Origin of the sequence: Intrasporangium calvum, assembly GCF_028446585.1 — a bacterium.
GTDB lineage: Bacteria > Actinomycetota > Actinomycetes > Actinomycetales > Dermatophilaceae > Intrasporangium > Intrasporangium calvum_A.
This window is the reverse complement of the sequence record NZ_JAPFQL010000017.1, coordinates 14,577-41,161: the sequence shown is the minus strand read 5'-3', so window position 1 is coordinate 41,161 and position 26,585 is coordinate 14,577. Positions and strand designations below refer to the sequence as shown.

Below are 26,585 nucleotides of genomic sequence, written 5' to 3'. Positions count from 1 at the left end.
GTCTGGCGGGTCGTTACGGCCTGCTCGAGGCCGAGCTCGACGACCTGCTCCGGAGCAGGGTCTTCGTCGACCTCTACTCCGTGGTGCGCCGCGCCGTGGTCGTCTCCCAGCCCTCCTACTCCATCAAGAAGCTCGAGCCGCTCTACATGGGTGAGGAGCTGCGCGCGGGAGACGTGCAGAAGGGTGACGTCTCCATCGCCGAGTACCACCTCTTCCGGCTGGACCGCGAGCACGGCGACGAGGAGTCGGCCTCCAGACGGCTCAAGGAGCTCGAGGAGTACAACGCCTACGACTGCCTCTCCACGCAGCGGCTGCGCGACTGGCTGCTCGACGAGGTGGGCGTCCCCGCCGGCGCAGTGAGTGACGGCGAGGCGGACGATGCCGGGTCGTCCGAGTCACCGCTGGCGCTCGAGCGAGCGCGCCTCACGGCCGCGCTCGACGAGCGGGCCGGGACCGGCCCCGAGTCGGCACGGGCGTGGCGCCTCCTCGGTGCCTCCGTCGGCTACCACCGGCGCGAGGACCTGCCCTTCTGGTGGGACCACTTCAGCCGGCTCAACACCGACGTCGCCGAGTGGGGCGAGAACCGCGACATCTTCGTCGTCAGCGGTGGCGAGATCGTGCGCGACTGGGCCACCACAGGTCGGCAGCGCAATCCGCGCCGCACCGTGCGCCTGACGGGCGCGTGGGGGCCGGGCAGCGCCACGCCCCCGACCGCCTATGCCGCCTATGCGCTGCCCGCGCCACCGGGGATGCAAGGGCACGACCAGTACGCCTGGCAGACAAGAGAGCTCACCGTCTTCGTGCCGGACCTCGACGACCCCGGCGTTCTCGAGGTCGAGGAGACGTGCGGCCCGGGCGAGGAATGCACCGTGCTGCCGGTGGCGCTGACCCCCACCTCCGTGCCGACCAAGGTCATCGAGCAGGCGCTGCATCGCTGCGCCGACGCCGCCCTCGTCTCGGCCGACGACCCGGTCCACGCCGCGTGGGACCTGCTGACGGCCCGTCCCCCACGGCTGTCGGGCGGTGCCGCGCTGCCGCCACTGGGCGTCGATGACGACCCCGTCGACGTCGTCACCCGGGCGGCCCTGCTGCTCGACGGGTCCTATCTCGCCATCCAAGGGCCTCCCGGCAGTGGCAAGTCGTGGACCGCGGCCCAGGTGATCCGTGACCTCGTCCGACGGCACCACTGGCGCGTTGCCGTGGTGGCCCAGTCCCACGCCGTGGTGGAGCACCTCCTCGACGGGATCGTGGAGCACGGGCTCGAGCCCTCAGTGGTCGGCAAGAGCAGCCGCAAGTCGGACCGCCAGCCCTGGGTCGACGTGACCAACACCGGGGCCGGCCGGGCCGCCTGGGTTGCCGAGCACCGCACGCACGGCCGTGGCTGCGTGCTCGGCGGCACCGCGTGGACGTTCACTGCCGAGACGCTCGCCGGCGCCTTCGACCTCGTCGTCGTCGACGAGGCCGGCCAGTTCTCCCTCGCCAACACCGTCGCCGTGAGCACCGCCGGGCGCAACCTGCTCCTCCTCGGCGACCCGCAGCAGCTGCCACAGGTCTCCCAGGGCCGGCACCCCGAGCCGGTGAACGAGTCGGCACTCGGCTGGCTGATGGGCGAGCACCGCACCCTCCCAGCCGAACTCGGGTACTTCCTCGCGACATCGCACCGCATGTGCGAGCAGGTGTGCGCGCCCGTCTCCCACCTCTCCTACGAGGGTCGCCTGACCTCGAGCGCCCCGAGCCGCGAGCTGGCCGGCGTCTCGCCCGGTGTGGCCGTGCTCCACGTGCCGCACAGCGGGAACCGCACGAGGTCCGCAGAGGAGGCCGACGCCGTCGCTGACCAGGTCGACCGTCTCCTCGGCACCCCGTGGACGGAGGACGGGGCGACCCGGCCGTCGGGCCAACGCGACATCCTCGTCGTGGCGCCCTACAACGCCCAGGTCGCCCTGATCCGACAGACCCTCGCCGCTCGAGGACACCAGGGTGTCCGGGTGGGCACCGTCGACAAGTTCCAAGGGCAGCAGGCGCCCGTCACCATCGTCTCGCTGGCGGCATCGTCTCCCAAGGAAGCGGCCCGGGGGATGGGCTTCCTCCTCAACCGCAACCGGCTCAACGTCGCCGTCTCACGGGCCAAGTGGTTGGCCGTGGTGATCCACTCCCCCGAGCTCACCCACTACCTGCCGCGCACTGTCCCCGAGCTGCTCGAGCTGGGGGGCTTCCTCGCCCTCGTGGAGAGCGGGCAGAGCCTCAGTCCTCGATACGGAAACCGACCTTGACCGTGACCTGGTAGTGGGCGATCCGGCCGTCCTCCAAGTGCCCCCGGACGTTGACGACCTCGAACCAGTCCAACCCACGCATCGTCTTGTTGGCGCGAGCGATGGCCCCCGCGATGGCGTCGTCGATCGAGCTCTCTGACGTGCCGACGATCTCGCTGATGCCGTAGGTGTGTGCCGCCATGATCGGGTCCTCTCCGTCGGCGCCGACGTCCGTGTCGGCTGGACCTCCATCGTCGACGGCATCGGGAGCCCGGTCAACGCCCCGCGCGGCACCTCGAGGCACCGTCTTTACCAACTCCTGACGTCACGCTGACGGATCTTTAAGGAAATCGGAGAAACACCGGAAAGTCTTGGGCCGCCGTCGCTTCTAGCGTTGCCCACTGGCCGCCACACCCTTGGTCGGCATCCTTTACCCCAGGAGCGAAACAGCCCATGCGCGTCAACACCACCCGGACTCTGACGGTCGCCGTCGCCGCCGCGTTCGCCGTCGGCGGAGCCGTCAGCGCGACCGCCGCACCCCTCGCCGACGAGACCGGCTCGATCCCGACGTACCGCGAGTTCGTCGACGAGACCTACCACGACGGGCAGGTCTACGTCGTCAACGGTGACGAGGCAATGGACAGCGACGGTGAGCTGCGCCAGTTCTACGACGACATGCTGGCCACGCCGCGGCACATCGACGAGGACGGCCTCATCGTCAACACGGTCCAGGGCCGGGACGACAAGTGGTCGCAGGCCCAGGTCGGCAACCTCACCTACTGCGTCAGCACGAAGTTCGGCTCGCGGCACGCCGATGTGGTGGCCGCCATGCAGGCCGGCACCGCGTTGTGGGAGAACGCCTCTTCCGCCATCAACTACGTCTACGTCCCGAGCCAGGACGGCGCCTGCACGACGCGCAACAACAACGTCGTGTTCTCCGTCGAGCCCGTGCAGACGACGCAGTACATCGCCCGCGCGTTCTTCCCGAGCACGCCGAAGCGGTCGCGCAACGTCCTCGTCGACGACTCCATCTGGACCGCGGGATCGTGGACGCCGGCCAACATCATGGGCCACGAGCTGGGCCACACCCTTGGTTTCCGGCACGAGCACACGCGGCCGGAGTCCGGGACGTGCTTCGAGGACAACAACTGGCGCCCCCTGACGCCCTACGACTCGGCGTCGATCATGCACTACCCGCAGTGCAACGGCACGTCCAGCGACCTGTCCATGACGTCCTCCGACGCCGCCGGCGCGCGGGCGCTCTACGGCAACTGACCCGCTACCCCCGCAACACGCCCGGCGCCTCGCAACTCACCCCTGCTGCAACACGGTGAGTTCCGGGGCGCCGGGCGTGTTGCGTTGAGGGGTCAGGGCTGCTGGCCGAAGATGTGACGACGCACCCAGGCGTGCATCGCGATCGCAGCAGCAGCGCCAGCATTGATCGAGCGGGTCGAACCGAACTGCTCGATGTGCAGCACCACCTCGCACTCGGCCCGCATGGACGCCGAGAGACCCGGCCCCTCCTGGCCGAAGACGAGGACGCACCGCCGCGGCAGGTCGTAGGTCTCGAGCGAAACCGAGCCGGGGAGGTTGTCGATGCCGACAACGGCCAGATCCTCACGACGGGCCCACTCGGCGAAGGCCACGGCGTCGGCGTGGTGGTGCTCGTGCTGGTAGCGGTCCGTCACCATGGCGCCGCGCCGGTTCCACCGGCGTCTCCCGACGATGTGGAAGGCGCGTGCGTTGAACGCATTGGCGGTGCGGATCACCGAGCCGATGTTGAAGTCGTGGCCCCAGTTCTCGACCGCGACGTGGAACTCGTGTCGCCGCGTGTCGAGGTCGGCGACGATCGCCTCGTGCCGCCAGTAGCGATAGGCGTCCACGACGTTGCGGCGGTCGCCCTGCTCGAGCAGCTCAGGGTCCCAGTGGTCGCCCTCCGGCCACGGGCCCACCCAGGGGCCGACCCCGACGTCGTGCTCTCGATCCTCGGTCACGACGACAGGCTAGGTGGTCAGCCGCGGGGGCCTCGGCATGGTCGGGGCCTCCGGCGTCGCACCGTACCCTTGTGCCCATGCATGCCGTCGCTACCCTGGGCCCCGACTGGATGGACCCCGCCTACCTGCTCGCCCAGTACGGCGAGGCCTTCTTCTGGATCTCGCTCGCCATCGTCTTCGTCGAATGCGGCCTGCTCTTCCCCATCCTGCCCGGCGACTCCCTGCTCTTCGCCGTCGGCCTCTTCATCGCGACGGGACAGGTCCACGTCAACCTCGGCGTCGCCCTGGTCGCCCTCTGCGTCGCCGCGTTCGCGGGGAACGTCGTCGGCTACGAGATCGGACGCGCGATCGGCACGCCGCTCTACGAGCGGGACGGACGGATCCTCAAGAAGAAGTACTTCGACCAGACGACGGCGTTCTTCGACAAGCACGGCAACAAGGCGCTCGTCATCGGCCGGTTCGTGCCCATCGTGCGGACCTTCATCACGGTGGTCGCCGGCGTGAGCCGCATGGACCGGCGCCGGTTCTTCACGTGGAGTGCGGTGGGTGCCGTGCTCTGGGCCGCCGGCCTGACGCTCGTCGGCTATTTCCTCGGCAAGTCCTTCCCGGCGCTGCAGGACAGCCTGGAGCTGGCCATCCTGCTCATCGTGGGCGTCTCGGTGCTCCCCGTGGTGTTCGAATACGTCAAGCACCGCCGTCAGGCCAACGCGATCGCCCGCGAGCTCGGCGAGGCCGCCGAGGAGATCGTCGAGGAGGTCGTCGACGGCGACGAGGGAAGGCGCGGCTGAGCCACCGTCACCAGTCGAGGGACCCCTTGAAGCGGGTGCGCCCGTCATCGGTGAGCTGTCGGTTGTGGCCGGACGCGATGGTGTGGAGCCAGATCTCGGACCACTCGTCCTCCTGGCCCCGGGTGAAGGCGAGCAGCCGCCCGTCCCGGGAGAACACCGGCCCGTAGTCGTTGAGCGTCGGCTCGCTCGGGCCGGGTCCGGGGACGAGGTCGAGCGAGGACGTGGCGACAGTGAGGATCCCCACCCGGCTCGGGGAGCCGTCGGTCCACGTCGACACGGCGATCCGGTCCCCGCTGGGCGACCAGTCCGGAGTCGCGGCCCGGGTCTCGGCCGGCGTCACGAAGGTGAAGCCGGCTCGAGCCACGGGCGTGCCGCTCGACCGAGCCATTCCCACCGCGGCCGCCGGGATGACCGCGACGGAGTAGCGCGGGCTCGGACCGGACTCTTCCGCGTAGCCCACGGCGAGGCCGGCACTGGGGTGCCACGAGAGGCTGCCGACCGATCCGCCCACGCCCACGTCCGTGATCCGGGTGACCGTGACGGTCGCGGTATCGACGCAGAACACGTCGGCCCGGGCGATCTCGGTCCCGGGGTCGACGATGTCCAGATAGAGGATCGTGTCATCGTCCAGCCACTCGGGGCTGTGCCCGGGGACGAGGTTCTGGAGGACCGCTCCCGTGGCCCGGTCGAGGATGGCGATCCGGGACGGCTCGCCCCCGGACGCCGTGTGGATCGCGAGTGTGGTGTGCGACGGTGACCACGCCGGATCACGGTCGCTCTTCATCTCGGGCAGGGACCGGTCGTCGGTGATCCGTCGCACCGTCCCGGTCAGCACCGACACGGTGAAGATGTCCTCCTGTGCGGTGGTCTCACCGTCCACGGGGCCGGTCGTGGGGATCGCGTAGGAGAAGTAGGCGATCTCGCGGAAGAACCAGGGTGGCAGCTTCGGCGGGAGGCCCGGCGGTCGCTTGATCGGGATGGTGACGGGGGGCCGCAGCCGGTCGACCGGGAGCCTACTGGCGACCTCGTCGATGCCGGGGACGGTGAAACGCCGGACCACGCCGGATCACTCGTCCGGGCTGTGGCGGTCCACGGTGGGGTCCGGTGCCTGGGCCTGCGGCAGTCCGCTGGCGCTCTGGCTCTGGCCCGGCTGCGTGCTCGGCCCGCTCACGGCGCCCGGCTGGGTCGAGGGGCCGCCGACGATGGGCGGCGTGGGAGCCCCGCCGAAGGTGCCCGGCGCCTGGTTGCCGAAGCTGACGTTGGGCACCTGGGCCTCCACCGCGGACGTCTCGAAGTACTCGGCCCGCTTGATGCCGGCGGCGTTCGCGATGAAGTTCGTGGGCACCGACTCGACCTTGGTGTTGAGGTCGCGCACGAGGGCGTTGTAGTAGCGCCGCGAGCTGGCGATGCGGTCCTCGGTGCTGGTCAGCTCGGTCTGCAGGGCTTGGAAGTTCTGGTTGGCCTTGAGGTCGGGGTAGGCCTCGCTGACCGCGATGAGCCGGCCGAGCGCCTGGCTCAGCATCCCCTCGGACTGCGCGGCCTGCGCCGGGGTCTGGCCGCCTGCCATCGCAGCGGACCGGGCTCGCATGACCTCCTCGAGCGTGGCCCGCTCGTGGGTGGCGTAGCCCTTGACCGTCTCGACGAGGTTGGGGATGAGGTCGTGGCGGCGCTTGAGCTCGACGTCGATCTGGCGCCACCCCTCCTCCACCTTGTTGCGCAGCGCGATGAGGCCGTTGTAGGCGGTGACGCCCCAGATGACGAGGAGGACGACGAGGCCGAGCAGGATCCAGACGACGGTGGGCATGGGCTCTCCCCAGGTCAGTGGTCAGTGCTCCCGATCCTAGACCGACGCCCGTCTCCGCCCGCGGGTTGCGCTGTCGGCGCTGCCACCTAGGTTGCGGTCATGGAGTCGTGCCGCTTCACCGCACCCCTGTGGCGGTGGCAAGCCCAGGACAGCTGGTTCTTCGTCACGCTTCCCGAGGACGCGGCGGAGACGATCCGGGAGCGTCCGCGCCCCGCCCGGGGCTTCGGCTCGGTGCGGGTACGGGTCCACCTCGACGGCCCCGGACCCGTGACGGTGTGGGAGACCTCCGTCTTCCCGGACTCCAGGAGCGGCAGCTACGTCCTGCCGGTGAAGAAGAAGGTGCGAGCTGCCCACGACCTCGAGGAGGGCGATCCACTCGACCTCATGCTCGAGGTGCTCGACTGACGAGGCGCCCCGCTCGCTCAGGCGAGGCCGAGGTCCTCGAGGGTGTAGACGAACCGGTAGTCGACGCCGGCCTCCTCGCGGATCCGCTCGCCGGCACCCGTCGCGCGGTCCGCGATCGTCGCGACCGCCACCGGCCGGGCGCCCGCCTCGCGCACCGCAGCCACGGCCTCGAGCGGCGAGTTGCCGGTCGTCGTCGTGTCCTCCACGACCAGGACGTCGCGTCCGGCGATCGCCGGGCCCTCGATGCGCTGCTGGAGGCCGTGCGCCTTGCCCGCCTTGCGCACGACGAAGGCGTCGAGGCGCTCGCCTGCCGCCGCCGCGGCGTGCAGCATCGACGTGGCCACGGGGTCGGCACCGAGCGTCAGCCCGCCGACCGCGGAGTAGTCGAGGTCCTGCGTGAGGTCGCGCATGACGATGCCGACGAGCGGGGCGGCCTCCCCGTCGAGCGAGATGCGCCGCAGGTCGACGTAGTAGTCCGCCTCCTTGCCAGAGCTGAGCGTCACGCGCCCGTGGACGATGGCGCGCTCCTTGATCAGCTCGAGGAGTCGGGCACGGGCAGAGGCAACGTCAGTCTGTGGCGCAGTCACAAGGCTTCATCGTATGCCGCTGGGCTCGCTTCCCGACGCAGCGTCCGTCAGCGTCGGCGCCGGGCCACCTGGCCGGCCTTGCGGATCAGCGGCCGCGGCAGGACGCCGAGGAGGCTGACCAAGGCCTTGTACTGCAGGCCGGGCACCGACACGACGCGCCCCTTGTCGACGTCCCGGAGGCAGTCACGGACGAGGTCCGCGGGGTCCAGCCAGATGAAGTCGGGTCCCGGCTTGGAGATTCCGGCGCGCTGCTGGAACTCCGTGTGGGTGAAGCCCGGGCACAGTGCCGTCACCCTGACTCCCGAGCCCTGCAGCTCGAGCGCGAGACCCTCGGTGAAGGACGTCACCCAGGCCTTGGCCGCGGAGTAGGTGCCCGAGGAGATGAAGCCGGCCACCGATGACACGTTGATGATGGTGCCGCGGCGCCGCTCGCGCATGGCGCGGCCGGCCGCGTGCGAGAGCACGAGGACCGCACGGACGAGCACGTCGAGCGACGCCTCCTCCTCGGCGATCTCGCTGCGCAGGAAGCTGCGGCGAAGGGCGAAGCCGGCGTTGTTGACGACCACGTCGACGGGACGTGCGTCGTCAGCCAGCCGGTCGGAGACTGTCTGGAGAGCCCGCCGATCGGTGAGGTCGGCGACGAGGATCTCGGACTCAGCGGCATACGACTGCTTGAGTTCTGCGGCGACCACTTCGAGCCGGCTGGCGTCGCGGGCGACGAGGACGAGGTCGTGCCCGCGTTGCGCGAGCTGGCTGGCGAACTCGCGGCCGATGCCGGCACTCGCGCCGGTGACGAGGGCGATGGGGCGCTGGGTCATGGCGCCCACCCTAGGCGCGCGGCGTCGTTCAGACGCTGCTGACCCGGCGCACGATCGCGGCGGCGCACGCGTCGGGCTCGGTCTCCGGCAACCAGTGGGAGGCATCCAGCTCGACGAACTCGTACGGCCCCGTCACGTGCTCCCGGGTCAGCTCCGCAGCGCGACGGCCGAGCGCCACGTCGCGCGACCCCCAGACGTAGGTCGCCGGCACCGTCACCCGGCGGGCAGGCAGATCGGACGACCGCATGGCCCTGTACCAGTTGATCGGGCCACGCAGCGCTTCCGGCCGCGCCAGCCGGGTCGCATGGCGCTCGGCCACCTCGAGCGGCAGCCCTGACCCGACGAGCAGCGAGCGAAACCCGGCGGCGAAGACCCGCTCCGGCAGGAACGGGACCTGGAAGGCGGCGATGTACCAGGACCGGCCCAGCTGGTCGACGTGGCGCATCGATCGGGACAGGGCAGCCGGGTGCGGAGTGGACAGGACGGTCAGCGACGCGACCCGGTCAGGGTGGTGGGCCGCCGTCAGCCAGGCGACGGCGCCACCCCAGTCGTGGCCCACGAGGTGGACCTGCTCCACCCCGGCTGCGTCGATGAGAGCGAGCACGTCGCCGACGAGGTGCTCGAGGCGATACGCGGCCGTGCCCGCGGGCCGGGCGCCCGGGCTGTAGCCGCGCTGGTCCGGTGCGAGGGTGCGCAGGCCGGCGGCGTGCAGACAGCTGCTGACCGCGTCCCAGCTCGAACGGTCCTCGGGGAACCCGTGCAGCAGGACCGCCGGGGGCCCGTCGACCGGGCCGGCGTCCGTGACGTCGAAGGTCAGGCCGAGGTGCTCGAGGACGGTCAACCGGTCGGGGCGCATGACCCATGGTCCCCCACCGGCGGCGAGAGGGTGTCGGAGTCGCTGGCTAGGGTGTGGAACCGTGCGCATCGCCACCTGGAACGTCAACTCCATCCGCTCCCGCGTCGACCGGGTCACCGACTGGCTCGTCAGAAGCGACGTCGACGTCCTCGCCATGCAGGAGACCAAGGCCCGCGAGGACCAGTTCCCGCACGAGCGGTTCCGCGAGCTGGGCTACGAGGTGGCCCACCACGGGCTGTCGCAGTGGAACGGCGTCGCCATCGTGTCGCGGGTCGGGATCGAGGACGTGCAGATCGGTTTCGACGGGATGCCGGGCTGGGGCGACCCCGTCGCCGCCGAGGCCCGCGCCATCGGGGCGGTCTGCGGTGGCGTGCGGATCTGGTCTCTCTACATCCCCAACGGCCGCACGCTGGAGGACCCGCACCTGCTCTACAAGCTCGACTGGCTGGGCGCGCTCGCGGACGCCGGTCGCGGGTGGCTCGCCGCCGAGCCGTCCGCGCCGATCGCGCTCCTCGGCGACTGGAACATCGCACCGTTCGACGAGGACGTGTGGAGCGTGCCGTTCTACGAGGGTCGCACGCACACGTCGCCACGGGAGCGAGCGGCGTTCCAGGCCGTGGTCGACGCCGGCTTCGCGGACGTCGTCCGGCCGCACTGTCCGGGCCCGGGTGTCTACACCTACTGGGACTACGTGCAGCTGCGGTTCCAGAAGGGCCGCGGGATGCGGATCGACTTCGCTCTGTGCTCGCCGGCGCTGGCCGCGCGCGTGACGGGGGCAGCGATCGACCGGGAGGAGCGCAAGGGCAAGGGCGCCAGCGACCACGCGCCGGTGGTCTTCGAGATCGCCGACTGACTCGCCGAGAGATCCGGGCGCCCCGAGGAATGCGCACTGCTCCTTGGTGTGCGTCGAAATGGCACAAGTGCGTGCTGGGGCGGGCACCTCTGCCACAGCCACGGCCGCAGGCCACAAGTGCGCAGTTCTAACGACGGCTGTCGGCGATGGCCTGGGCTACGCGTTGACTCATCAGTCCCACGTCGTCGAGCTCCGACCAGGTGAAGCGCACGAGTCTCCAGTCCTTGCGCCGGATGGCGTCCTCCCGCTGCTTCTCGGCGAAGTTCACCTGCCGGTCGGTGTACTTCACCTTCCCGTCGAACTCCACGAGGACTCGGTGCCCGACGACGCGCAGGTCGGCGAAGAAGACGCCTCGATCCGTCTCGATCCGGAACTGCGGCTCCGTGTCCCAGCCCAGCGCCCCCAGCCGGTGGGCTGCGATGGTCTCGCCGGGCGACTCATGGCGTCCATCGATCTCACGAAGGATGGCGCGCACCGGGCCCACCCCGGTGTATCTCCCGAAGAGCTCAGCAGCGGCTTCGATCTCCTGACGGGTAGCGCGCTGCTTTCTGACGGCTGCATCAGCGGCCACCAACGAGCTGAGCGGGGTGGCGATGAGCCCCGCTTGGACAATGGCTGCGCCGGGCGAGACACGGTCAGAACCACCAGCTAGCCCCTTCACCGCACGATGCATCATCACTTGGGGAACGAGACGAGTCGTACCTCCTCGCTTCTTGGTCAGATGGACCGTCGTCAGATCAGCCTGGTAGAGCGGAAGTCCATGTCCGATCAGGGCTGACTGGTGGCTGATCATTGCCGTCTGGTTCGCCCGGTGGAACGCCGCGGAGGCCCTGAGCCAGTGGCGGTCCTCGTCGTCCCTCGGCTCGCGCACCGAGTAGTAGCCCCGCACCAAGCGGTGGAGCTCACCCGAGCGGACCAACCGATCCAGGGCCTCCGGGCCAAAGCCCGCTTTGCGGGCCGCCGCCGCGCTGATGACGTCGTTGCGGGCCAGTTGGAGCAGCTCAAGCATGACCCCCATCGTCGGCGACTCGGCCATCAGCGCGCGCGGCTGATGCCCGTCCCTGTGGACAACCGGCGCGGGTGTGCGCCTGCGCCGAGTGGCATCAGGAGTGCGCACTTGTGGTTCGTGGCAGGGTCCACAGCAGATGTGCGCGCTATGCCGCGCACTACTGCTGTGAAGGGGGCCGCCAACGATAAGTGCGCACTCCTCGGCGCGGGTCAGAGGTGGGCGCTTGGCCCCGGTTCCGCGGCTCCCTGGCTCCCTGGTTCCGTGGTTAGGGTTGGTCGGGCCCTCAGAGGCCGACGAAGCGAGGCTCGTCCGCGACCTCGACGGCGGCGCGCCGGGTGCCCAGGGTGAAGGCCACCAGCCCGCCGACCAGGGCCGCTATCGCCCCGCCGAAGAAGACGGTCTGCACCTGCACCACACCCGCCGCGACGAGGGCCTCGGTGTCGAACGGGTCCGGCAGTTGCCGGACCGCCGCGAAGTAGCGGTTCAGCCCGATCGAGGTGAGCAGCGCCAGCCCCACGACCATGCCGACCATCCGGGCCACCACGACGAGAGCGCTGGCGACGCCGTGGGCATGGGACGGCGAGTCGGCGAGCGCGGCGTTGTTGACGGGCGCCAGCGCCAGGCCGATGCCGAGACCGACGACAGCGAGGACGATCGTCGTTGACACCGGGTCCTGGAGCGAGGCCACCGTCCACGTCGACATGACGAACATCCCGCCCGCGGCCCCGAGCAGGCCCACGCCGGAGACGACGCCGTCGCCGATGCGATGGAGCAGCCAACCGCCGAGGAGCGCCCCCACCGGGACCGCCAGCAGGAACCGCACGAGCACCAGCGCGGCGCCGGTCGCGTCGTAGCCCTCGCTGATCCGGGCCAGCACCGGCACATCCACGACGACCGCGACGAGGGCCGCCCCGACGAGCAGGCTCACGAGCAGTGACCGCAGTCCTCGCCCACCGACGACCCGGCGTGGGATGAGGGGGTCGGCGGCCCGGCGATGCCACCACAGCAGGATCCCCAGGGCGGCGGCCCCGACCGGCAGGAGTGCGTAGCCCCACGGCCCGACGACCTCGCGCTCCGGGTCCGACGACGCGAAGGTGAGAACCAGGCTGCCGAGGGCCACGGCCACGAGCACCGCCCCGAAGAGGTCCACCCGCCGCAGCACGGCCCACCAGCGTGGGGCCGTCACGACGGCCAGCAGGGCGAGCAGCACGAGCGCGGCGACACCGATCGGCGTCATCAGGGGCGAGCTGCCCGTGAGGGGGACGAAGGGCAGGCCGAGCGTCACGTCGGTGACGAGCGCGACCGGTCGCGCCAGGGTGAGCCAGGCCAGCCCCAACCCGAGGGCCGCCAGCCCCCACGCCAGCACCCTCCGCCCCCGAGCGACTCGAGTGGCCCCGTCATCCACACCTGGCCTGTGCACACCGGGGCCACTCGAGTGACGCGGGGGCGGGAGGGCTGGGAGGGAACGGGATCCGAGAGCGCGCACAGCGGCATACAGCATGAGGCCGGCAATGACGTTGACCCAGAAGATGGCTCGCCACCCCGACCACGCGAGGATCACCGCGCCGAGGACCGGCCCCAGCACCGAGCCGAGCTCCTGGACCGCGCCGACCATGCCCAGCGGCGTGCCCCGCCGCTCCGGCGGCCACAGGTCGGCGACGAGCGCGAGGGTCGCGGGGACAAGTCCGCCGCCGCCGATCCCCTGCAGGACCCGGCCGCTGACGAGGACGCCGAGGTCGGTCGCGAGCGCCGTCACCCCGGACCCGACGACGAAGACGACAAGGCACCCGAGGAGCACCCGCTGCCGATCGAGCAGGTCGGAGAGGCGCCCGATGAGGGGCAGCACCGCGATGTAGCCCAGCAGGAAGCCGGAGATGATCGGGGTGGCCCGTTGGAGGGCGTTCACGCCGAGGCCGACGCCCTCCATCATGTCCGTCAGAGCGAGGACGACGACGTAGGTGTCGGCAGCCGCCAACGCCACCCCGGCGCTGGCCACCGCGAGCAGGGCGTGCCGCCGGGACGCGGCCACGGGAGCCACGCGGGTCAGGGCTTCGTGATCGTGACGGGGGTGCCGTACTGGTCGAGGGTCACCGTGTAGGTCGAGGACGTCCCCACCCCGAAGAACGGGCCGCTCAGCGCGACCTGGCGCAGCTCGTTGTCGTCGGTGAGTCCGTAGGACGTCTGGAAGGAGCCGTTGCGGTCACCGATGAGGAAGAGGTCGACGACGTTGCTCCCGGGCAGCGTGCCGGTGATCGTCGTGAGCACCTCGGCGCCGTTGCGCGTCTTGTCGCCCTCGACCGGGCTCTGGGTGGCCGTCAGCAGCGACGAGAGGCCCTGGTCGGTCGAGAAGAGCATGGCCGGGTCCGGCACGCCGAACGTCTCGGGGTTGAGCTTGTTCATGCCCGGGATGAGCGGCAGCTTGGCCCAGACCTCCCCGCCGACGGAGACGATCTCGACGTCCGCGGGGATTCCCGAGAAGCGGCCCTTGAGCGTGCCCTTGAAGGCCGGCGGGTGGGTGCCCCAACCGTCGCCCGACAGCACGCCGTTCGCGTCCTTCGGCACGCCGGAGCTGTTGAGCGCCAGGTGCACCGAGGGAGCCGCGTCGAGCTTGGCCTTGGCGGCGGCGAGGCGCTGGGCCGCGGTCGGGGCGGTGGGTCCTGGGTCGCTGCCTTCGTCGCTCGTGCACGCGGCGAGCCCGGTGACGGCGAGGGCGGCGAGGACGGACAGGACGGCGGCGGCCAGCTTCGGCTTGGTGCGCATGGGCGTCAGGCTAACCCGCGGGGTGGCCGAGATGCGGTGAGCAGGTAGGGATAGCCTCGACGGATCGCAGGAAGCCCAGGGCGCGGCGCTCGGCAGCTCGGCAAGTCGGCGCGGCGTTCGCGACGAAGGAGTTCACATGGTCCTGCTCGGCCTCGCGCTGTTGCTGCTCGGAGTCGGCCTGGGAACGGCCGCCTACCTCGGCGTCCGGGACGAGACCGGCACGGTCACCCTGGAGGCGCTCGGCTTCAGTCGCGACGCCCAACCCCTCGAGCTGTTGCTGCTCGGAGCGGCCGCGATGCTCCTGTTCGCCCTCGGCTGGGCCCTGGTTGCAGCCGCAGCCCGGCGCCGGGGCCGCTTCCGCCGCGACGAGCGCGAGGCGGAGCGGCTCGTCGAGCTCGAACGCGCCGCCGAGGCCGACCACCTCGAGCAGGAGCGACGTTTCGAGGAGGCGTCACTCCGCGACGAGGACCTGCGCAACCGAGAGAGCCACCTCGACGCGTGGGCGCAGGAGCTCGACGCGCGCGAACGCGAGGTCGCCCGGCTCGAGGAGGTGCACCACCAGCGGGTGTCGCCCTCGGTCGCCGACGTGGTGACCGGCCGCGCGGAGGGCAGCGTGTCCGAGGGGACGGCCCACTGGTCGCACACGACGCCGCGCCACCGGCCCGGCGCCGGCCCGGCAGAGTGACACTTCAGGGGTGGTTCGGAGCGATCTGCCGCGTGGCGCGCCCACCGTGGCACCCCGATCGACGAGACGGTGGAGCGGGTGCGCACGGACGACCACCCTGCCAACGTCGCGGGGGCCCGTGAGTTCGGTTGGGAAGCCGAGTTCTTCGTCCTCCAGGGCACCATCGCAGATTCCGTATGCCGCTGGGCTCGCTCCCGACCCGACGTGGGCTGAGCGCGGTGCGTGACGTTCACGAGCAGACGGCGTCGTACTGCCGGTCGGGCAGGTAGCTGCGCCACTCGGCCTCGGTGAGGTCTCGGCCGGCCATCCGGCAGGCAGCGGCCACCCAGGCACTCGGTCGGGGATCCCAGCTGCGAATGACGCCCTCGTTCTCGGCGATGGCGATCACCCCCTCGTCGGTGAACGCCAGCGAGCCCGTCACGCCCGAGACCGACCCGATGAACTCGCCCGTCTGCCCGTCCCAGACCCCGACGCCGTCAGAGATCGTGGCTGCGACCAACGAACCGTCGCGACTCCAGACCGGCTCGAAGGCACCGAGCAACCGGACACGGTCCGGCACGGACAGGTATGACTTCGTCTCGGCATCGAGCAGGCCCACGCCACCGGACGCGAAGGTGAGGAAGAGACGTTCGCCGTCCGGTGAGAACGCGCCAGAAACCGGCGTTTCGTCCTCCGTGCCCACGCGGCCCTCGACGGTCCCAGAGCGGTAGTCGACCACGCTGGCCTCGTCGCCCACGGCGATCACCTCTCGCCCGTTGGGGCTGAGGATGAGGTACTCCAGCTCTCCGACGCCCACGTTGATGGGTGCGCGCAGCGGCTCGAGGTCTGGCACACCGAGCACATGGAGCCGGCTGTCGCCCGTCCCGACGAGAAGGGCACCTCCGTCGGGCGTGAACATCGTGGGCTTGGCGCCCTCGGTGAAGGAGGCCTTGGCCAGCTGCTTGCCCGTGACGGCGTCCCACAGGCCCGCGTCGGGCCCGCCGGTGGTGCTCGAGACCAGCCGGCCGTCCGGGCTCCAGCGCACCTCCGTCCAGGACATCGGCTCCATGTGCATGTCGACGAGCGGACCCAGCCGCCCTGTTCGGACATCCCGGATCTGGAGGGTGGCCGGCGACACCGGCGACTGGTAGGCCACCTTGGTGCCGGCGCGGTCGATCGAAGCGGTTGCATTTCGGCCGAGCGGGCTACCGCCAGCGACAGGAATGAAGCCATGTTCACCGGTCAGGTCGAGCCTGAGGAGGTTGTCATCCGCGCTGACGAAAAGGGTGCTGCCATCCGGGCTGAGCCCGGCGGTGTCGCCGGACACCCCGGCGTTGGCGACGACTTGCGGGACCGGTCCGCTCAGGTCCCACACGATGACGCGGTCGCCGACGACGGCCAAGCGGCGACCGTCGCGTGAGAGCGACAGGTCCTCGGAACTGGCCTGACCGTCGTAGAGGTGGGCGGTGGGCCGGAGGGTCCCCGTGTCGATCACGACCGCTTCCGGACCACCACCGGTGACGAGGGTGCGCGAGTCGGGGGTGAGCAGCAGCTGCCCGGTCAAGGAACGGACCCCGAGGTCCGCGGCAGTGACGGTTTTACGTGGTCTCCCATCGGGCACGTTCGTGACGAGGAGCGAGCTGCCGTCAGTGCTGTAGAGCGTACGGCCGTCACCGGACACGATCGGCCTCAGGAAGTGGCTGGTCTTCAACCTGAGGACCGGCCGGTCGCGGCGCCCGACGTCCCAGACGAGAACCATGCCCGGGTGCGCGCCGGTGGGGTTCACTCCGACCGACATCCACCGGCCGGTGGGGTCGAACGACAGGCTCTGCCACACGACGGGGCTCTTCGGGAAACCCTCCAGCTGGGCCGCTTCACGCGTGCCGTCGGGCCGGAGGAGCAGGACAGGCGGCGTCGACGCATCCGAGAAGACTGAGGCCGCGATCAGATCGCCCCTCGCGCTGGCGACGACGTGCGGTCCCTTCACCGACTCGTTGCGTCCGGTGACGCCCAGCGTCGCGGGATCGTGGATGTGGATGCCGTTGTTGCCGTGAGAGAGCACGATCCCGCCGCTTGGCAGGACGGCCATGGCGAAGGCCGGTGCGTGGGTGGCCAGGTCCAGGTCGGGAACCCTGCTCAGAGCTTCGATCAGGTTGGTGCGCGACTCCGCCGTGTCCTGCAGCCGCAGCCCGGCGGCGGCCAGCAGCAGCGCGAGGTCCACCTCCTTGACTCGAGCCGACTCCGCGCCGAGGCGTTCCGAGTCGGATCGCAGCGCGGTCCTGTTCGCCCGCCCCGCGGAGGTGAACGCCGCGACGCCCGCGACGACGGCCACGGCGAGGACAGCAGCCGTGGCGGCGAGCGCCAGGCGCAGGCGCTGGTTGGAGCGATGGTCCCGGCGCGCCTGCTCCTCGGCAGCGTGCGCCTCACGGTCGGCCAGCGCGGTCGAGGCGGCGAGGAAGTCGTCCTCGACCGGCGTCAGCGTCGGCTGTGACCGGTCCCGCCACTCCACGGACCGCGCCAGCCGTACCCCTCGATAGAGTTCGCTCTCGGGGCGGCCGAGCTCGTCCCAGGTCTCTGCTGCCACGGCGAGGTGTCGCATGATCCGCAACCCGTCGACATCGTCGTCGAGCCATCCGCGCAGCCGCGGCCACGCGACGGCCAGCGACTCGTGGGCCACCTCGAGGGTGTCGCCGTCGCTGCTGAGGAGCCGCGCAGCGATGAGCCGCTCGGCCACCTCCTGACGTGCCTGGTTCGTCAGGACGCTCCGGCGCGGGACACGTTGGCGGATCGGCGCGCCCGCATCGTCGGCTGCGACGAGCCGGACCATGAGGTCACGCACCATCGTCTGCTGCGCCCCGGTCAGCCCGCGGAAGAGCCCCTCGGCCGACTGGGAGACCGCGCCGCGGATCCCGCCCGTGGCGGTGTATCCAGCCACGGTCAGGGTGTTGCCCTCGCGTCGCTTCCACGTCTGGCGGAGCACGTGGGACAGCAGCGGCAGCGCGCCGGACTCACCGAGGACCTCGCGCACGAGGAGGTCGACGAGACCGGCCTCGATGCGCAGCCCGGCCTGTGCGGCGGGACCCTCGATGGCCCGGCGCAGGTCCGCTTCCCGCAGCGGCCCGAGGAGATAGAGACCCCGCTCGACGAGCCGCGCGAACTCGGTGTGGATGGACAGGTCGCCGAACCGGTCGGCGCGGAGGGAGATGACCAGCTGGGCGCCGGACCTGGCCGCGAAGTCGACAAGACGGTCGAAGAAGTCGGCGCGCTCGCCTGAGTCCTCCGAGAGCGCGAGCGCCTCCTCGCACTGGTCCACGACGAGCACGTCGGCCGCTTGGGGCCGTGCCGCGTCGAGCGCCGCCAGTGGCAGCTGCCCCGGCGTCAGCACCGCTACCCGCCGGCCGTCACGCTCCAGGGCGGCGGCGACGCCGGCCCGGATGAGCGAGGACTTGCCCGAACCGGACGGACCCACGACGGCCAGGACGCCGACCTGGTCGAGCCGCCGGAGCGCGGCCTCCGTGTCGGCCTCGCGCCCGAAGAACGCCGAGGCGTCGCCGAGGCCGTAGGGCAGCAGTCCCAGGTAGGGACAGGTGGCGCTCACCGGCGCGAACGCAGACTGGGCCACCAGCGACGAGTCCTGCCGCAGGATCGACTCCTCCAGAGTTGCGAGCCCCGGCCCCGGGTCGAGCCCGAGCTCGTTGAGCAGGACCGCCTTGGCGCGCCCGAGCGTCTGGAGGGCGTCGGCTTGCTGCCCGGCGTGGTACTGGGCCAACGCCAGCAGCCCCCATCGCCGCTCCCGGGTTGGCTGCTCTGCGACGAGACGCTTCAGGTCGGGCAGCACGTCGTGGTGCCGGCCCGACTGGAGGGCGGCCTCGGCGCGCAGCTCCTCCGCGTCGCGAAACAGCTCGATGAGGCGCTCGGCCTCGGTGCGCCCTGGCTCCCACTCGGTCAGGTCGGCGAAGGGGTCCCCACGCCACAGGGCGAGGGCCTGGTCCAGGAGGTAGAGCGCTCGGTCCGGCTCGCCCGTGGCGAGGAGCTCACGCCCCCGGCCGACGTGGTGCTCGAACCGCATGTGGTCGAGGTCGTCGCGGTGCAGTCGCAGCCGGTAGCCGGCTGCGGTCGTCTCGATCGCGGCGGCCCCGAGTGCCTTGCGCAGCCGCGAGACGCACCCCTGCACGACCTTGGTCCACGAGGCGGGGAGCGCCTCGGCCCAGAGTGCCTCGGCGATGCTGTCCGCTGTCACGTGCTGACCGGGCCGGGTCGCGAGGACAGCCAGGACCACGCGATCGCGTGGACCCAGTGCGACCGCTCCCCCGTCCACCTCGACGGGTCCGAGAACCCCCACCCGCATGTTCGCGAATATCCTCCCGCCCCCACATGCAGTCAACGGGCCTGATACCTGGCTGATACCGGCCGAGCGGCGCGCTGTTACCGGCATCTGGCAGACCGGTCCCGTGGACATCTCGTCCACACCGCGTCAGCGACAGATCTCGGAGAGGAAGCGGACCATGAACCACCACAGCACCCTTCAGCGCGGAGCCTGCACCCTGGCGGCGGCCGCGACCCTCGGCCTGGCCTTGGCGGGGCCGGCCAGCGCTCGCCCCGACCCGGGCGAACCGGTCCCGGCGCCGTCCGGGCCCATTCGAGTCATCGAGACCCCCGTGGACGACAACGCGCTCGAGCTCCTGCAGGTCGGCGGCGGGCTCGCCGCCGGACTGGCGCTCGCGGGCGCTGCAGCGGCCCTGGCCTCCCGTCGCCGGCACGCGACGCCCCACTTCGCGTGACGACCGGATCCGTCCGTATGCCGCTGGGCCACCCTTCGAGCAGGACCGAGCCCAGCGGCATACGGAATGAGTGCCGAACGCGCGACATACCGCGCGTTCGGCACTCACCGATCAGCCGAGGACGAGCGTGTCCCCGGAGGGGTCGACGTCGACATGGACCGTCTGGCCGTCGCGGACCTCGCCGGCCAGCAGGGCCCGGGCGAGGCGGTCGCCGATCTCCTTCTGGACCAGGCGACGCAGCGGACGGGCGCCATAGGCCGGGTCGTAGCCGCGCTCCGCGAGCCAGTGGCGGGCAGCGTCCTTCACCTCGAGCGTGATCCGCCGATCGGCGAGCCGCGTCGCGAAGGCTCGCACCTGCAGGTCGACGATGTCCGCGAGCTCGTCACGGCTCAGTGCGTCGAAGACCACGACCTCGTCGAGCCGGTTGAGGAACTCCGGCTTGAAGCTGCTCCGGACGACCGCGAGGACCTCGTTGCGCTTCTCGTCCGGCGAGAGCAGCGGGTCGACGAGGAACTGCGACCCCAGGTTGGACGTCATGACGAGGATGACGTTGCGGAAGTCGACCGTCCGGCCCTGGCCGTCGGTGAGCCGCCCGTCGTCGAGCACCTGGAGCAGGATGTCGAAGGTCTCCGGGTGCGCCTTCTCGACCTCATCGAGCAGGATCACCGAGTAGGGTCGGCGCCGCACGGCCTCGGTGAGCTGGCCGCCCTCCTCGTAGCCCACGTAGCCGGGAGGCGCCCCGATGAGGCGGGCCACGGCGTGCCGCTCGGAGTACTCCGACATGTCGATGCGGACCATGGCCCGCTCGTCGTCGAAGAGGAAGTCCGCGAGGCTCTTGGCCAGCTCGGTCTTGCCCACACCGGTCGGTCCGAGGAAGAGGAACGAACCCGTCGGGCGATCCGGGTCGGAGACGCCCGCCCGCGTGCGGCGCACCGCGTCGGAGACGGCGCGGACGGCCTCGGTCTGGCCGATGAGGCGCGCGCCGACGTGCTGCTCCATGTGCAGCAGCTTCTCCGTCTCGCCCTCGAGCAGCCGGCCGGCGGGGATGCCGGTCCAGGCCGAGATGACATCGGCGATGTCGTCGGCGCCCACCTCCTCCTTGACCATCGGCGCCTCGCTGCCGGCGATCGTGGCGGCCTCGCGCTCCTGGGCCGCCGCCAGCTCCTTCTCGAGCGTGGGGATGTCGCCGTAGAGGATCTTGGACGCTCCCGCGAGGTCGCCCTCACGCTGGAGACGGTCGGCCTGCGTGCGCAGGTCGTCGATCCGCGCCTTGATGTCACCGACGGCGTTGAGCCCGGACTTCTCGGCCTCCCACCGGGCGGTCAGGGCCGCGAGCTCCTCGGTGCGGTCGGCGAGGTCCCGGCGCAGCCGCTCCAGGCGCTCACGAGATGCGTCGTCGTGCTCCTGCTCGAGGGCGAACTCCTCCATCTTGAGCCGGTCGACGGCACGGCGCAGCTCGTCGACCTCGACCGGTGAGCTGTCGATCTCCATGCGCAGCCGGGAGGCTGCCTCGTCGATGAGGTCGATGGCCTTGTCGGGCAGCTTGCGCCCCGTGATGTAGCGGTCGGAGAGGGTCGAGGCTGCGACGAGCGCGGCGTCGGCGATGGTCACCTTGTGGTGCGCCTCGTAGCGCTCCTTGAGGCCGCGGAGGATGGCGATGGTGTCCTCGACGGACGGCTCGCCGACGAAGACCTGCTGGAAGCGGCGCTCGAGGGCGGCGTCCTTCTCGATGTGCTTGCGATACTCGTCGAGCGTCGTGGCGCCGACGAGGCGCAGCTCGCCACGGGCGAGCATCGGCTTGAGCATGTTGCCGGCGTCCATTGCTCCCTCGCCGCCGGCACCGGCGCCGACGACGGTGTGCAGCTCGTCGATGAAGGTGACGATCTGCCCGTCCGAAGCCTTGATCTCCTCGAGCACGGCCTTGAGCCGCTCCTCGAACTCGCCGCGGTACTTGGCGCCGGCGAGCATGGCGCCCAGGTCGAGCGAGTAGAGGGTCTTGTCGCGCAGGCTCTCGGGCACGTCGCCTTCGACGATGCGCTGCGCCAGGCCCTCGACGACTGCGGTCTTGCCGACGCCCGGCTCCCCGATGAGGACGGGGTTGTTCTTGGTGCGGCGCGAGAGGACCTGGACGACGCGGCGGATCTCGGCGTCGCGGCCGATGACCGGGTCGAGCTTGCCCTCCCGAGCCCGCTCGGTCAGGTCGGTGCCGTACTTCGCCAGCGCCTCGTAGGTCCCCTCGGGGTTGTCGGACGTGACGTTGCGTCCACCGCGAAGCTTCGGGATGGCTGCCTCGATGGCATCGGCATCGAGAGCAAACTGGCCCGTGCGCGCGAGCGCGAGCAGCAGGTGGTCGGTGGAGACGAAGGTGTCACCCATCGCGGTCATGTACTGCTGGGCCTGCTGCAGCGCGGCGGCGGCGGTCCGTGAGAGCTGCGGTTGCTGCGCGCCCCCGGTGACCTGCGGGAACGCCGCCATCTCCTTCTCGGCCGCGGCAGTGGCGGCGGCGACCGAGGACCCCGCCTTCTCGAGCAGGGTCGGCGTGGTCGTGCCGGGCTGCGCTGCCAACGCGAGGAGCAGGTGGGCCGGCTCGATGTTGGGGTGGTGCTTCGCGGCCGCGGTCGTCGCGGCCTGGGCGAAGGCCTCCTGAGCCTTGCTGGTCAGCTGAAGATCCATGCGTTCTCCTGGACGGGGACGGTTCCATCAGGGGCAACCTCATCAAAGTTGAGTCTATTCCACTCAACCTTTCTTGTCGTATGCCGCTGGGCTGGCTCCGTGCCCCCCGTCACTCGAGCGGCCGCGTCCGCAGTAGCCCGCCCTGTGTTGCCTGGCACGAACAGACACTCAAACCCGCGGGACGGTTGGGAGCCGCTAGCGGCATGGACTGCTCGAGTCAGCGGTCGGCTCCCTCCTTGACTACTGTGGTCCCGTCCACCTGAACCCCGCCTCGAGGAGACCATGCATGCCCAGCCCCGTTCCGCGTCGAGTGACCGGACTGCGCCGTCGCGTCGCACGGTTCATCGACCCCGATCGGGCCACGCGGCCTGGCTCCGCTGGTGCGACCGGGCGCGCACCCCGGGTGGGCGGTGCAGAGGGCGGGCCCTACTCCCCGCCCGTCGCCCCAGCCGTCGTCTCGGGCCCCGCCCCGCTCCCCACCCGGGTCGGGGTCGTTGCGAGCGACCGGCTCCGTCGACTCATGGCCGACGAGTGGCACCAGACGGACCTCGCGGCTGCCGAGCGACCGGAGGGAGTCGACCTGGTGCTGCTCGAGGCGCGCAACGGCGCCGTGGCGGGCTGGACCCGAGGCGCTGAGGAGCTGGCCGCTCTCGTCCACGAGAGTGCCGCAGCCGGCACCCCGGTCGCCCTCTGGATCACGGCGGGGCCAGTCCCCGACTGGGAGTGGCTCGGGGAGGTCAGCGTCCTCGCAGCGGCGACGGCGGCCCTGAGGGACGAGCTGGCGACTCGCAGCGGACAGCACGTTCACCTCCTCGCACCAGCCGCGCAGCCTCGACGCCACCGGCCGGCTGGCCCGCCGCACGCCCGCCGCGCCGCGACGGTCGTCGTGGAGGAGCAGGACGGGGGCGTAGCGGTCGCTGCACTGGGCGAGCTCGTCGGAGCCGCCATCCAGCCGATGAAGTCCGGGGACGTGTACGTCCAGGGCATCGGCCGGTCGAGCAGCTGGTTCGACGACGTCCAGGGATCCCTGAAGCGCCCCCTCGAGAACCGGGAGTGGTCCCTCGTCGAGATGGACCTCAGTAGCCACCGTGTGGCGGTGGACCTCAGCGGAGTGTCGACCGACTCGGGATGGACCTCCATGGCCGCGGCCGCCTCCGCAACCCCACTCGTCGGGATCGATGGCCTGAGCGCGGCGCTGCCGGCAGACGTCGCGGCGCTCGTCCCCCGGGTCGAGGACGGCAAGCACCTGCGCCGGGAGCTGGTCGCGCGCATCGAGCAGACCGAGCTGGTGGCGCGCGAAGGCCTCCGCCTGCAACGCGCCGTCCTCCACTCGCACACGGCGGCGCATCGCGCGCGCGCCGTCGTGGCGAGCGCCGGCCTGCCCGGGGCCGAGTCGGCAGCACGGACCATCTCCGCGATCATCCCGACCAACCGGGCCCACGAGGTCGACAACATCTTCGCGAACGTCGGCAGACAGGCCCACGCGCAGCGCGAACTCGTCCTCGTCCTGCACGGGCTGACGCTGGACCACGCCGACCTGCGCCGTCGAGCGGCCGAGGCCGGCATCGCCGATCTCGCCATCGTCGACGCGGACCCGTCGCTGACCCTCGGGGCCTGCATGAACCTCGGGGTGGATGCGGCCTCCGGCCGCTACGTCGCCAAGATGGACGACGACAACTTCTATGGCGTTCACTACCTCGGCGACCTGCTCGACGCGTTCTCCTACACCGATGCCGGGATCGTCGGCAAGTGGTGCCACTACGTCTGGCTGCGGTCCTCGAACGCCGTCGTGCTGCGATACCCCGAGTCCGAGCACCGTCCAGAGCGCCGGATCCAGGGTGGCTCCATGGTCTTCGACGGTGACGTCGTGCGCCACCTGCGATTCAGCGACATCCCGCGGGCCGTCGACTCCGACATCCTCGACCGAGCCACGGCGGAGGGCATCGGCATCTACAGCGCCGACCGGTTCAACTTCGTGTCGATTCGCGGCACGGATCGACATGCCCACACGTGGACCGTGGCGGACTCCACCTTCATGACGAAGAGGGGCCGGCTGCAGTTCTTCGGCGACCCGCGACCCCATGTGTCGGTGTGACCTCGGGGCCGACCAGTTCGGCGGCCGCTGGGCGTCGGCGCCCCCTCCCCGCGTGACCTCTCTGCTCTCGAAAGGACCACATGCCCAGCAAGTCCAGCCTCCGGTCATCGGCGATCACCAACGCACGCAAGGTCGTTAGACACGCGCCGCTGGGCCCCATCGCGTTCCTGCCCAGTCAGGGTGGCGGTGCAGGCCGAGCCGCCCTGGCAGCGCGGGCGCGGCACCTGATCAAGGTCGGGCGCCCACAGGACGCCCTCCGTCTGGTCGACCGGCGCCCGGCTGACCGCCTGCCCTCGAGCCTGGCGGCCGTCCGGGCCGAGGCACTCTGGGCCAGCGGCCAATCCACGGAGGCCCTGGCTGCCATCCGGGAGGTCACGAGCCGGTCGCGCGTTGCGGTCCCCGCACTCGTCGCCCACGCCGGCATTGCCAGCGCCCTCGGCGAAGTCGACGACCTCGCCGAGGTGGCGTCGAAGGCGTGCTCGGTCACGCCGCGCAACCGCGACGAGGCAGCCCAGTTGGCGGAGGCCTTCACCACCGAGGACCGGGACGTCGCACAGGCGTTCTTCGACCACGCCGGCAGTTGGACGTATGCCCCGCCCACGAGCGCGCTGATCCGGTTGGACAACCTCAGGCGCCGCACCGCGAACGCCACCCCCACCGAGCTCGCCGAGCTCGTTCGCTCCGAGGCGCGCGATGCCACCGACGGTGGCGAGCGGGCGATCCTCCGGGCCAGCGACCTGGAGGACTGGGTCCTGCTCGCCGACGTCGTGCGAGGGCGCACCGTGCGGCGCGACCTTGCCGCGACCCTGCGGCGACTCGCCGCCCGTGCCCTCAAGTCCGGGCACCTCGGCGAGGCGGCCGTGATCGCCGAGGCAGCGTTCGGATCCGCCACCGGTCACGGAGCCGCCCGTGCCACGCACGTCGAGGCCATGGACAAGCTGGGGATCGTCCGGGCCGGGTGGCCGGTGGAGCCCGCCCGGGAGCGGTCCTACGAGGTGGAGCCGCGGTCCACCCTGTCCGTGCTCGCGCAGTCGCTGCCGCACTGGTCCGGCGGCTACGCCACTCGCTCGCACGGCATCCTGTCGGGGCTCCGCCGGCTCGGGTGGGACGCCGAGGCCGTGACCCGCCTGGGTTTCCCCTATGACCGCTGGCCGAAGGCCGAGACGAAGGTCGTACCGGACGTCGACGTGGTGGACGGCGTGACATACCGACGGCTGCTCGAGCCCGGCGAGCGCACCTATTCCACGACTCCGATGAGCTCCTATATCGAGCGCTTCAGCCACCGCATCGAGGCTGAGGCCAGGAGCCGTCGAGTGGCCCTCATCCACGCCTCGAGCTTTCAGAACAATGGCCTGGCCGGGCTCGCTGCGGCCCGGCGACTCGGCATCCCCTTCGTCTACGAGATGCGCGGCCTCGAGGACCTGATGAAGGTCTCGCGCCATCCCGGTTTCGCCAACACGGACGCTTATCAGTACCTCACCGGGCTGGAGAACCACATCGTCGCCAATGCCGACCTCACCTTCGTGATCACGGAGGCGCTGCGGGAGGAGATGATCCGGCGGGGCGGGCCGGCGGACCGCATCGAGGTGCTCCCCAACGGCGTCAACACCGCCGACTTCGAGCCGCGCCCGCGCGACGAGGCGCTGCAGGCGGAGCTCGGACTGACCGGGCGGACGGTCATCGGCTATGCCGGCGGTCTGGTGGACTACGAGGGGCTCAACCTCCTCCTTGAGGCCGCTGCCGAGCTGAAGCGGGAGCGCCAGGACTTTGGTGTCGTCATCGTCGGAGACGGCCACTTCGAGGGACGCCTGCGCCAGCTCGCCGTCGACCTTGACGTGACCGACGTCGTGACCTTCACCGGCCGCGTCCCTCACGCCGAGGTCCCTCGCTACCTGTCGATCTTCGACATCACCCCCTTCCCGCGGCTCCCGCTGCCCGTGTGTGAGCTGATCTCGCCGATCAAGCCCTTCGAGGCCATGGCCATGGGCAAGGCGGTCATCTCCTCGTCCGTCGCTGCCCTGACCGAGATCGTGGAGCCGGACGTGCGCGGCCTCGTCTTCGACAAGGGGTCGAGCACCGACCTGGCCGCTCGGCTACGCCGTTACCTCGACTCGCCGGAGCTGCGGGCCCAGCTGGGAGCGCAGGCTCGCGACTGGGTCCTCGCAGAGCGGGACTGGTCCGACGTGGTCCGGGTCGTGGACGCCGCGTATGCACGGCTGACGGGCGCATGACCGGCTCCCCACCTGCCG

22 protein-coding genes are annotated in these 26,585 nt (G+C 71.1%); 10 read left to right on the top strand and 12 right to left on the bottom strand.

Annotation, left to right across the window (positions count from 1 at the left end):
• Positions 1 to 2,270, top strand: a 2,270-nt coding sequence (locus OO014_RS05865) for a DEAD/DEAH box helicase (RefSeq protein WP_272461351.1), incomplete at its 5' end; no start/stop codon positions are given.
• Here OO014_RS05865 and OO014_RS05860 read toward each other — a convergent pair.
• The gene (locus OO014_RS05860) at positions 2,242 to 2,451 is read right to left on the bottom strand and encodes a dodecin (protein ID WP_272461350.1); all 210 of its coding nucleotides are present in this window, start codon (positions 2,449 to 2,451) and stop codon (positions 2,242 to 2,244) included. The genes OO014_RS05865 and OO014_RS05860 overlap by 29 nt on opposite strands.
• A gap of 251 nt (positions 2,452 to 2,702) precedes the next feature.
• Between OO014_RS05860 and OO014_RS05855 the strand changes: the two genes are divergently transcribed.
• Positions 2,703 to 3,524, top strand: coding sequence for a matrixin family metalloprotease (locus OO014_RS05855; RefSeq protein ID WP_272461349.1), 822 nt, complete (start codon positions 2,703 to 2,705; stop codon positions 3,522 to 3,524).
• Positions 3,525 to 3,616: 92 nt separating this feature from the next.
• Here the strand turns inward: OO014_RS05855 and OO014_RS05850 are convergent, their stop codons facing one another.
• Positions 3,617 to 4,243: a TrmH family RNA methyltransferase gene (locus OO014_RS05850; RefSeq protein WP_272461348.1), complete on the bottom strand. Its 627-nt coding sequence runs from the start codon at positions 4,241 to 4,243 to the stop codon at positions 3,617 to 3,619.
• Positions 4,244 to 4,320: 77 nt separating this feature from the next.
• Here OO014_RS05850 and OO014_RS05845 point away from each other — a divergent pair, with 77 nt between their 5' ends.
• The gene (locus OO014_RS05845) at positions 4,321 to 5,031 is read left to right on the top strand and encodes a DedA family protein (protein ID WP_272461347.1); all 711 of its coding nucleotides are present in this window, start codon (positions 4,321 to 4,323) and stop codon (positions 5,029 to 5,031) included.
• Between the two features lie 7 nt (positions 5,032 to 5,038).
• Here the strand turns inward: OO014_RS05845 and OO014_RS05840 are convergent, their stop codons facing one another.
• Both OO014_RS05840 and OO014_RS05835 read right to left on the bottom strand, forming a co-directional pair.
• Positions 5,039 to 6,091, bottom strand: a complete 1,053-nt coding sequence (locus tag OO014_RS05840; protein ID WP_272461346.1) for a TolB family protein — start codon at positions 6,089 to 6,091, stop codon at positions 5,039 to 5,041.
• A 6-nt stretch (positions 6,092 to 6,097) separates the two neighbouring features.
• On the bottom strand, positions 6,098 to 6,835 hold the full coding sequence (locus OO014_RS05835) for a LemA family protein (RefSeq protein WP_272461345.1): 738 nt from the start codon (positions 6,833 to 6,835) through the stop codon (positions 6,098 to 6,100).
• A 99-nt stretch (positions 6,836 to 6,934) separates the two neighbouring features.
• Here OO014_RS05835 and OO014_RS05830 point away from each other — a divergent pair, with 99 nt between their 5' ends.
• The gene (locus OO014_RS05830) at positions 6,935 to 7,240 is read left to right on the top strand and encodes a DUF1905 domain-containing protein (RefSeq protein ID WP_272461344.1); all 306 of its coding nucleotides are present in this window, start codon (positions 6,935 to 6,937) and stop codon (positions 7,238 to 7,240) included.
• Between the two features lie 17 nt (positions 7,241 to 7,257).
• Here OO014_RS05830 and pyrE read toward each other — a convergent pair whose 3' ends face one another.
• From pyrE to OO014_RS05815, 3 genes are read right to left on the bottom strand one after another with little or no spacing between them, the layout of a single operon-like run.
• Positions 7,258 to 7,827, bottom strand: coding sequence for an orotate phosphoribosyltransferase (gene pyrE / locus OO014_RS05825; protein WP_272461343.1), 570 nt, complete (start codon positions 7,825 to 7,827; stop codon positions 7,258 to 7,260).
• Positions 7,828 to 7,874: 47 nt separating this feature from the next.
• A complete protein-coding gene (locus tag OO014_RS05820) occupies positions 7,875 to 8,645 on the bottom strand; it encodes an SDR family NAD(P)-dependent oxidoreductase (RefSeq protein WP_272461342.1) in 771 nt (256 codons plus the stop codon).
• Between the two features lie 28 nt (positions 8,646 to 8,673).
• A complete protein-coding gene (locus OO014_RS05815; protein WP_272461341.1) occupies positions 8,674 to 9,501 on the bottom strand; it encodes an alpha/beta fold hydrolase in 828 nt (275 codons plus the stop codon).
• Between the two features lie 61 nt (positions 9,502 to 9,562).
• Between OO014_RS05815 and OO014_RS05810 the strand changes: the two genes are divergently transcribed.
• Entirely contained in the window at positions 9,563 to 10,354 is a 792-nt protein-coding gene (locus tag OO014_RS05810; RefSeq protein WP_272461340.1) for an exodeoxyribonuclease III, read from the top strand.
• Between the two features lie 127 nt (positions 10,355 to 10,481).
• On the opposite strand, the gene OO014_RS05805 is transcribed toward OO014_RS05810, so the two are convergent.
• The 3 genes from OO014_RS05805 to OO014_RS05795 form a co-directional block, all read right to left on the bottom strand.
• A complete protein-coding gene (locus OO014_RS05805) occupies positions 10,482 to 11,363 on the bottom strand; it encodes a type IV toxin-antitoxin system AbiEi family antitoxin domain-containing protein (RefSeq protein ID WP_272461339.1) in 882 nt (293 codons plus the stop codon).
• A gap of 283 nt (positions 11,364 to 11,646) precedes the next feature.
• A complete protein-coding gene (locus OO014_RS05800; RefSeq protein WP_272461338.1) occupies positions 11,647 to 13,392 on the bottom strand; it encodes an MFS transporter in 1,746 nt (581 codons plus the stop codon).
• Between the two features lie 14 nt (positions 13,393 to 13,406).
• Positions 13,407 to 14,123 carry an LppX_LprAFG lipoprotein gene (locus tag OO014_RS05795; RefSeq protein ID WP_272461337.1) on the bottom strand — a complete coding sequence of 239 codons (717 nt, stop codon included), beginning with the start codon at positions 14,121 to 14,123 and terminating at the stop codon, positions 13,407 to 13,409.
• Between the two features lie 136 nt (positions 14,124 to 14,259).
• Here OO014_RS05795 and OO014_RS05790 point away from each other — a divergent pair, with 136 nt between their 5' ends.
• Both OO014_RS05790 and OO014_RS05785 read left to right on the top strand, forming a co-directional pair.
• Complete coding sequence (locus OO014_RS05790; RefSeq protein ID WP_272461336.1) at positions 14,260 to 14,808, top strand: hypothetical protein; 549 nt, start codon at positions 14,260 to 14,262, stop codon at positions 14,806 to 14,808.
• Positions 14,809 to 14,886: 78 nt separating this feature from the next.
• Entirely contained in the window at positions 14,887 to 15,021 is a 135-nt protein-coding gene (locus OO014_RS05785; protein WP_272461335.1) for a hypothetical protein, read from the top strand.
• Positions 15,022 to 15,037: 16 nt separating this feature from the next.
• Here the strand turns inward: OO014_RS05785 and OO014_RS05780 are convergent, their stop codons facing one another.
• Positions 15,038 to 19,135, bottom strand: a complete 4,098-nt coding sequence (locus tag OO014_RS05780) for a BTAD domain-containing putative transcriptional regulator (protein ID WP_272461334.1) — start codon at positions 19,133 to 19,135, stop codon at positions 15,038 to 15,040.
• 157 nt (positions 19,136 to 19,292) lie between these two features.
• Here OO014_RS05780 and OO014_RS05775 point away from each other — a divergent pair, with 157 nt between their 5' ends.
• Positions 19,293 to 19,568: a hypothetical protein gene (locus OO014_RS05775; RefSeq protein WP_272461333.1), complete on the top strand. Its 276-nt coding sequence runs from the start codon at positions 19,293 to 19,295 to the stop codon at positions 19,566 to 19,568.
• Between the two features lie 111 nt (positions 19,569 to 19,679).
• Here the strand turns inward: OO014_RS05775 and clpB are convergent, their stop codons facing one another.
• A complete protein-coding gene (clpB, locus tag OO014_RS05770; protein ID WP_272461332.1) occupies positions 19,680 to 22,241 on the bottom strand; it encodes an ATP-dependent chaperone ClpB in 2,562 nt (853 codons plus the stop codon).
• Between the two features lie 286 nt (positions 22,242 to 22,527).
• Between clpB and OO014_RS05765 the strand changes: the two genes are divergently transcribed.
• Positions 22,528 to 24,336 (top strand): glycosyltransferase family A protein, encoded by a 1,809-nt coding sequence (locus OO014_RS05765; protein ID WP_272461331.1) that lies wholly within the window; start codon positions 22,528 to 22,530, stop codon positions 24,334 to 24,336.
• 80 nt (positions 24,337 to 24,416) lie between these two features.
• Positions 24,417 to 26,567, top strand: a complete 2,151-nt coding sequence (locus tag OO014_RS05760; RefSeq protein ID WP_272461330.1) for a glycosyltransferase family 4 protein — start codon at positions 24,417 to 24,419, stop codon at positions 26,565 to 26,567.
• Positions 26,568 to 26,585: the final 18 nt, after the last annotated feature.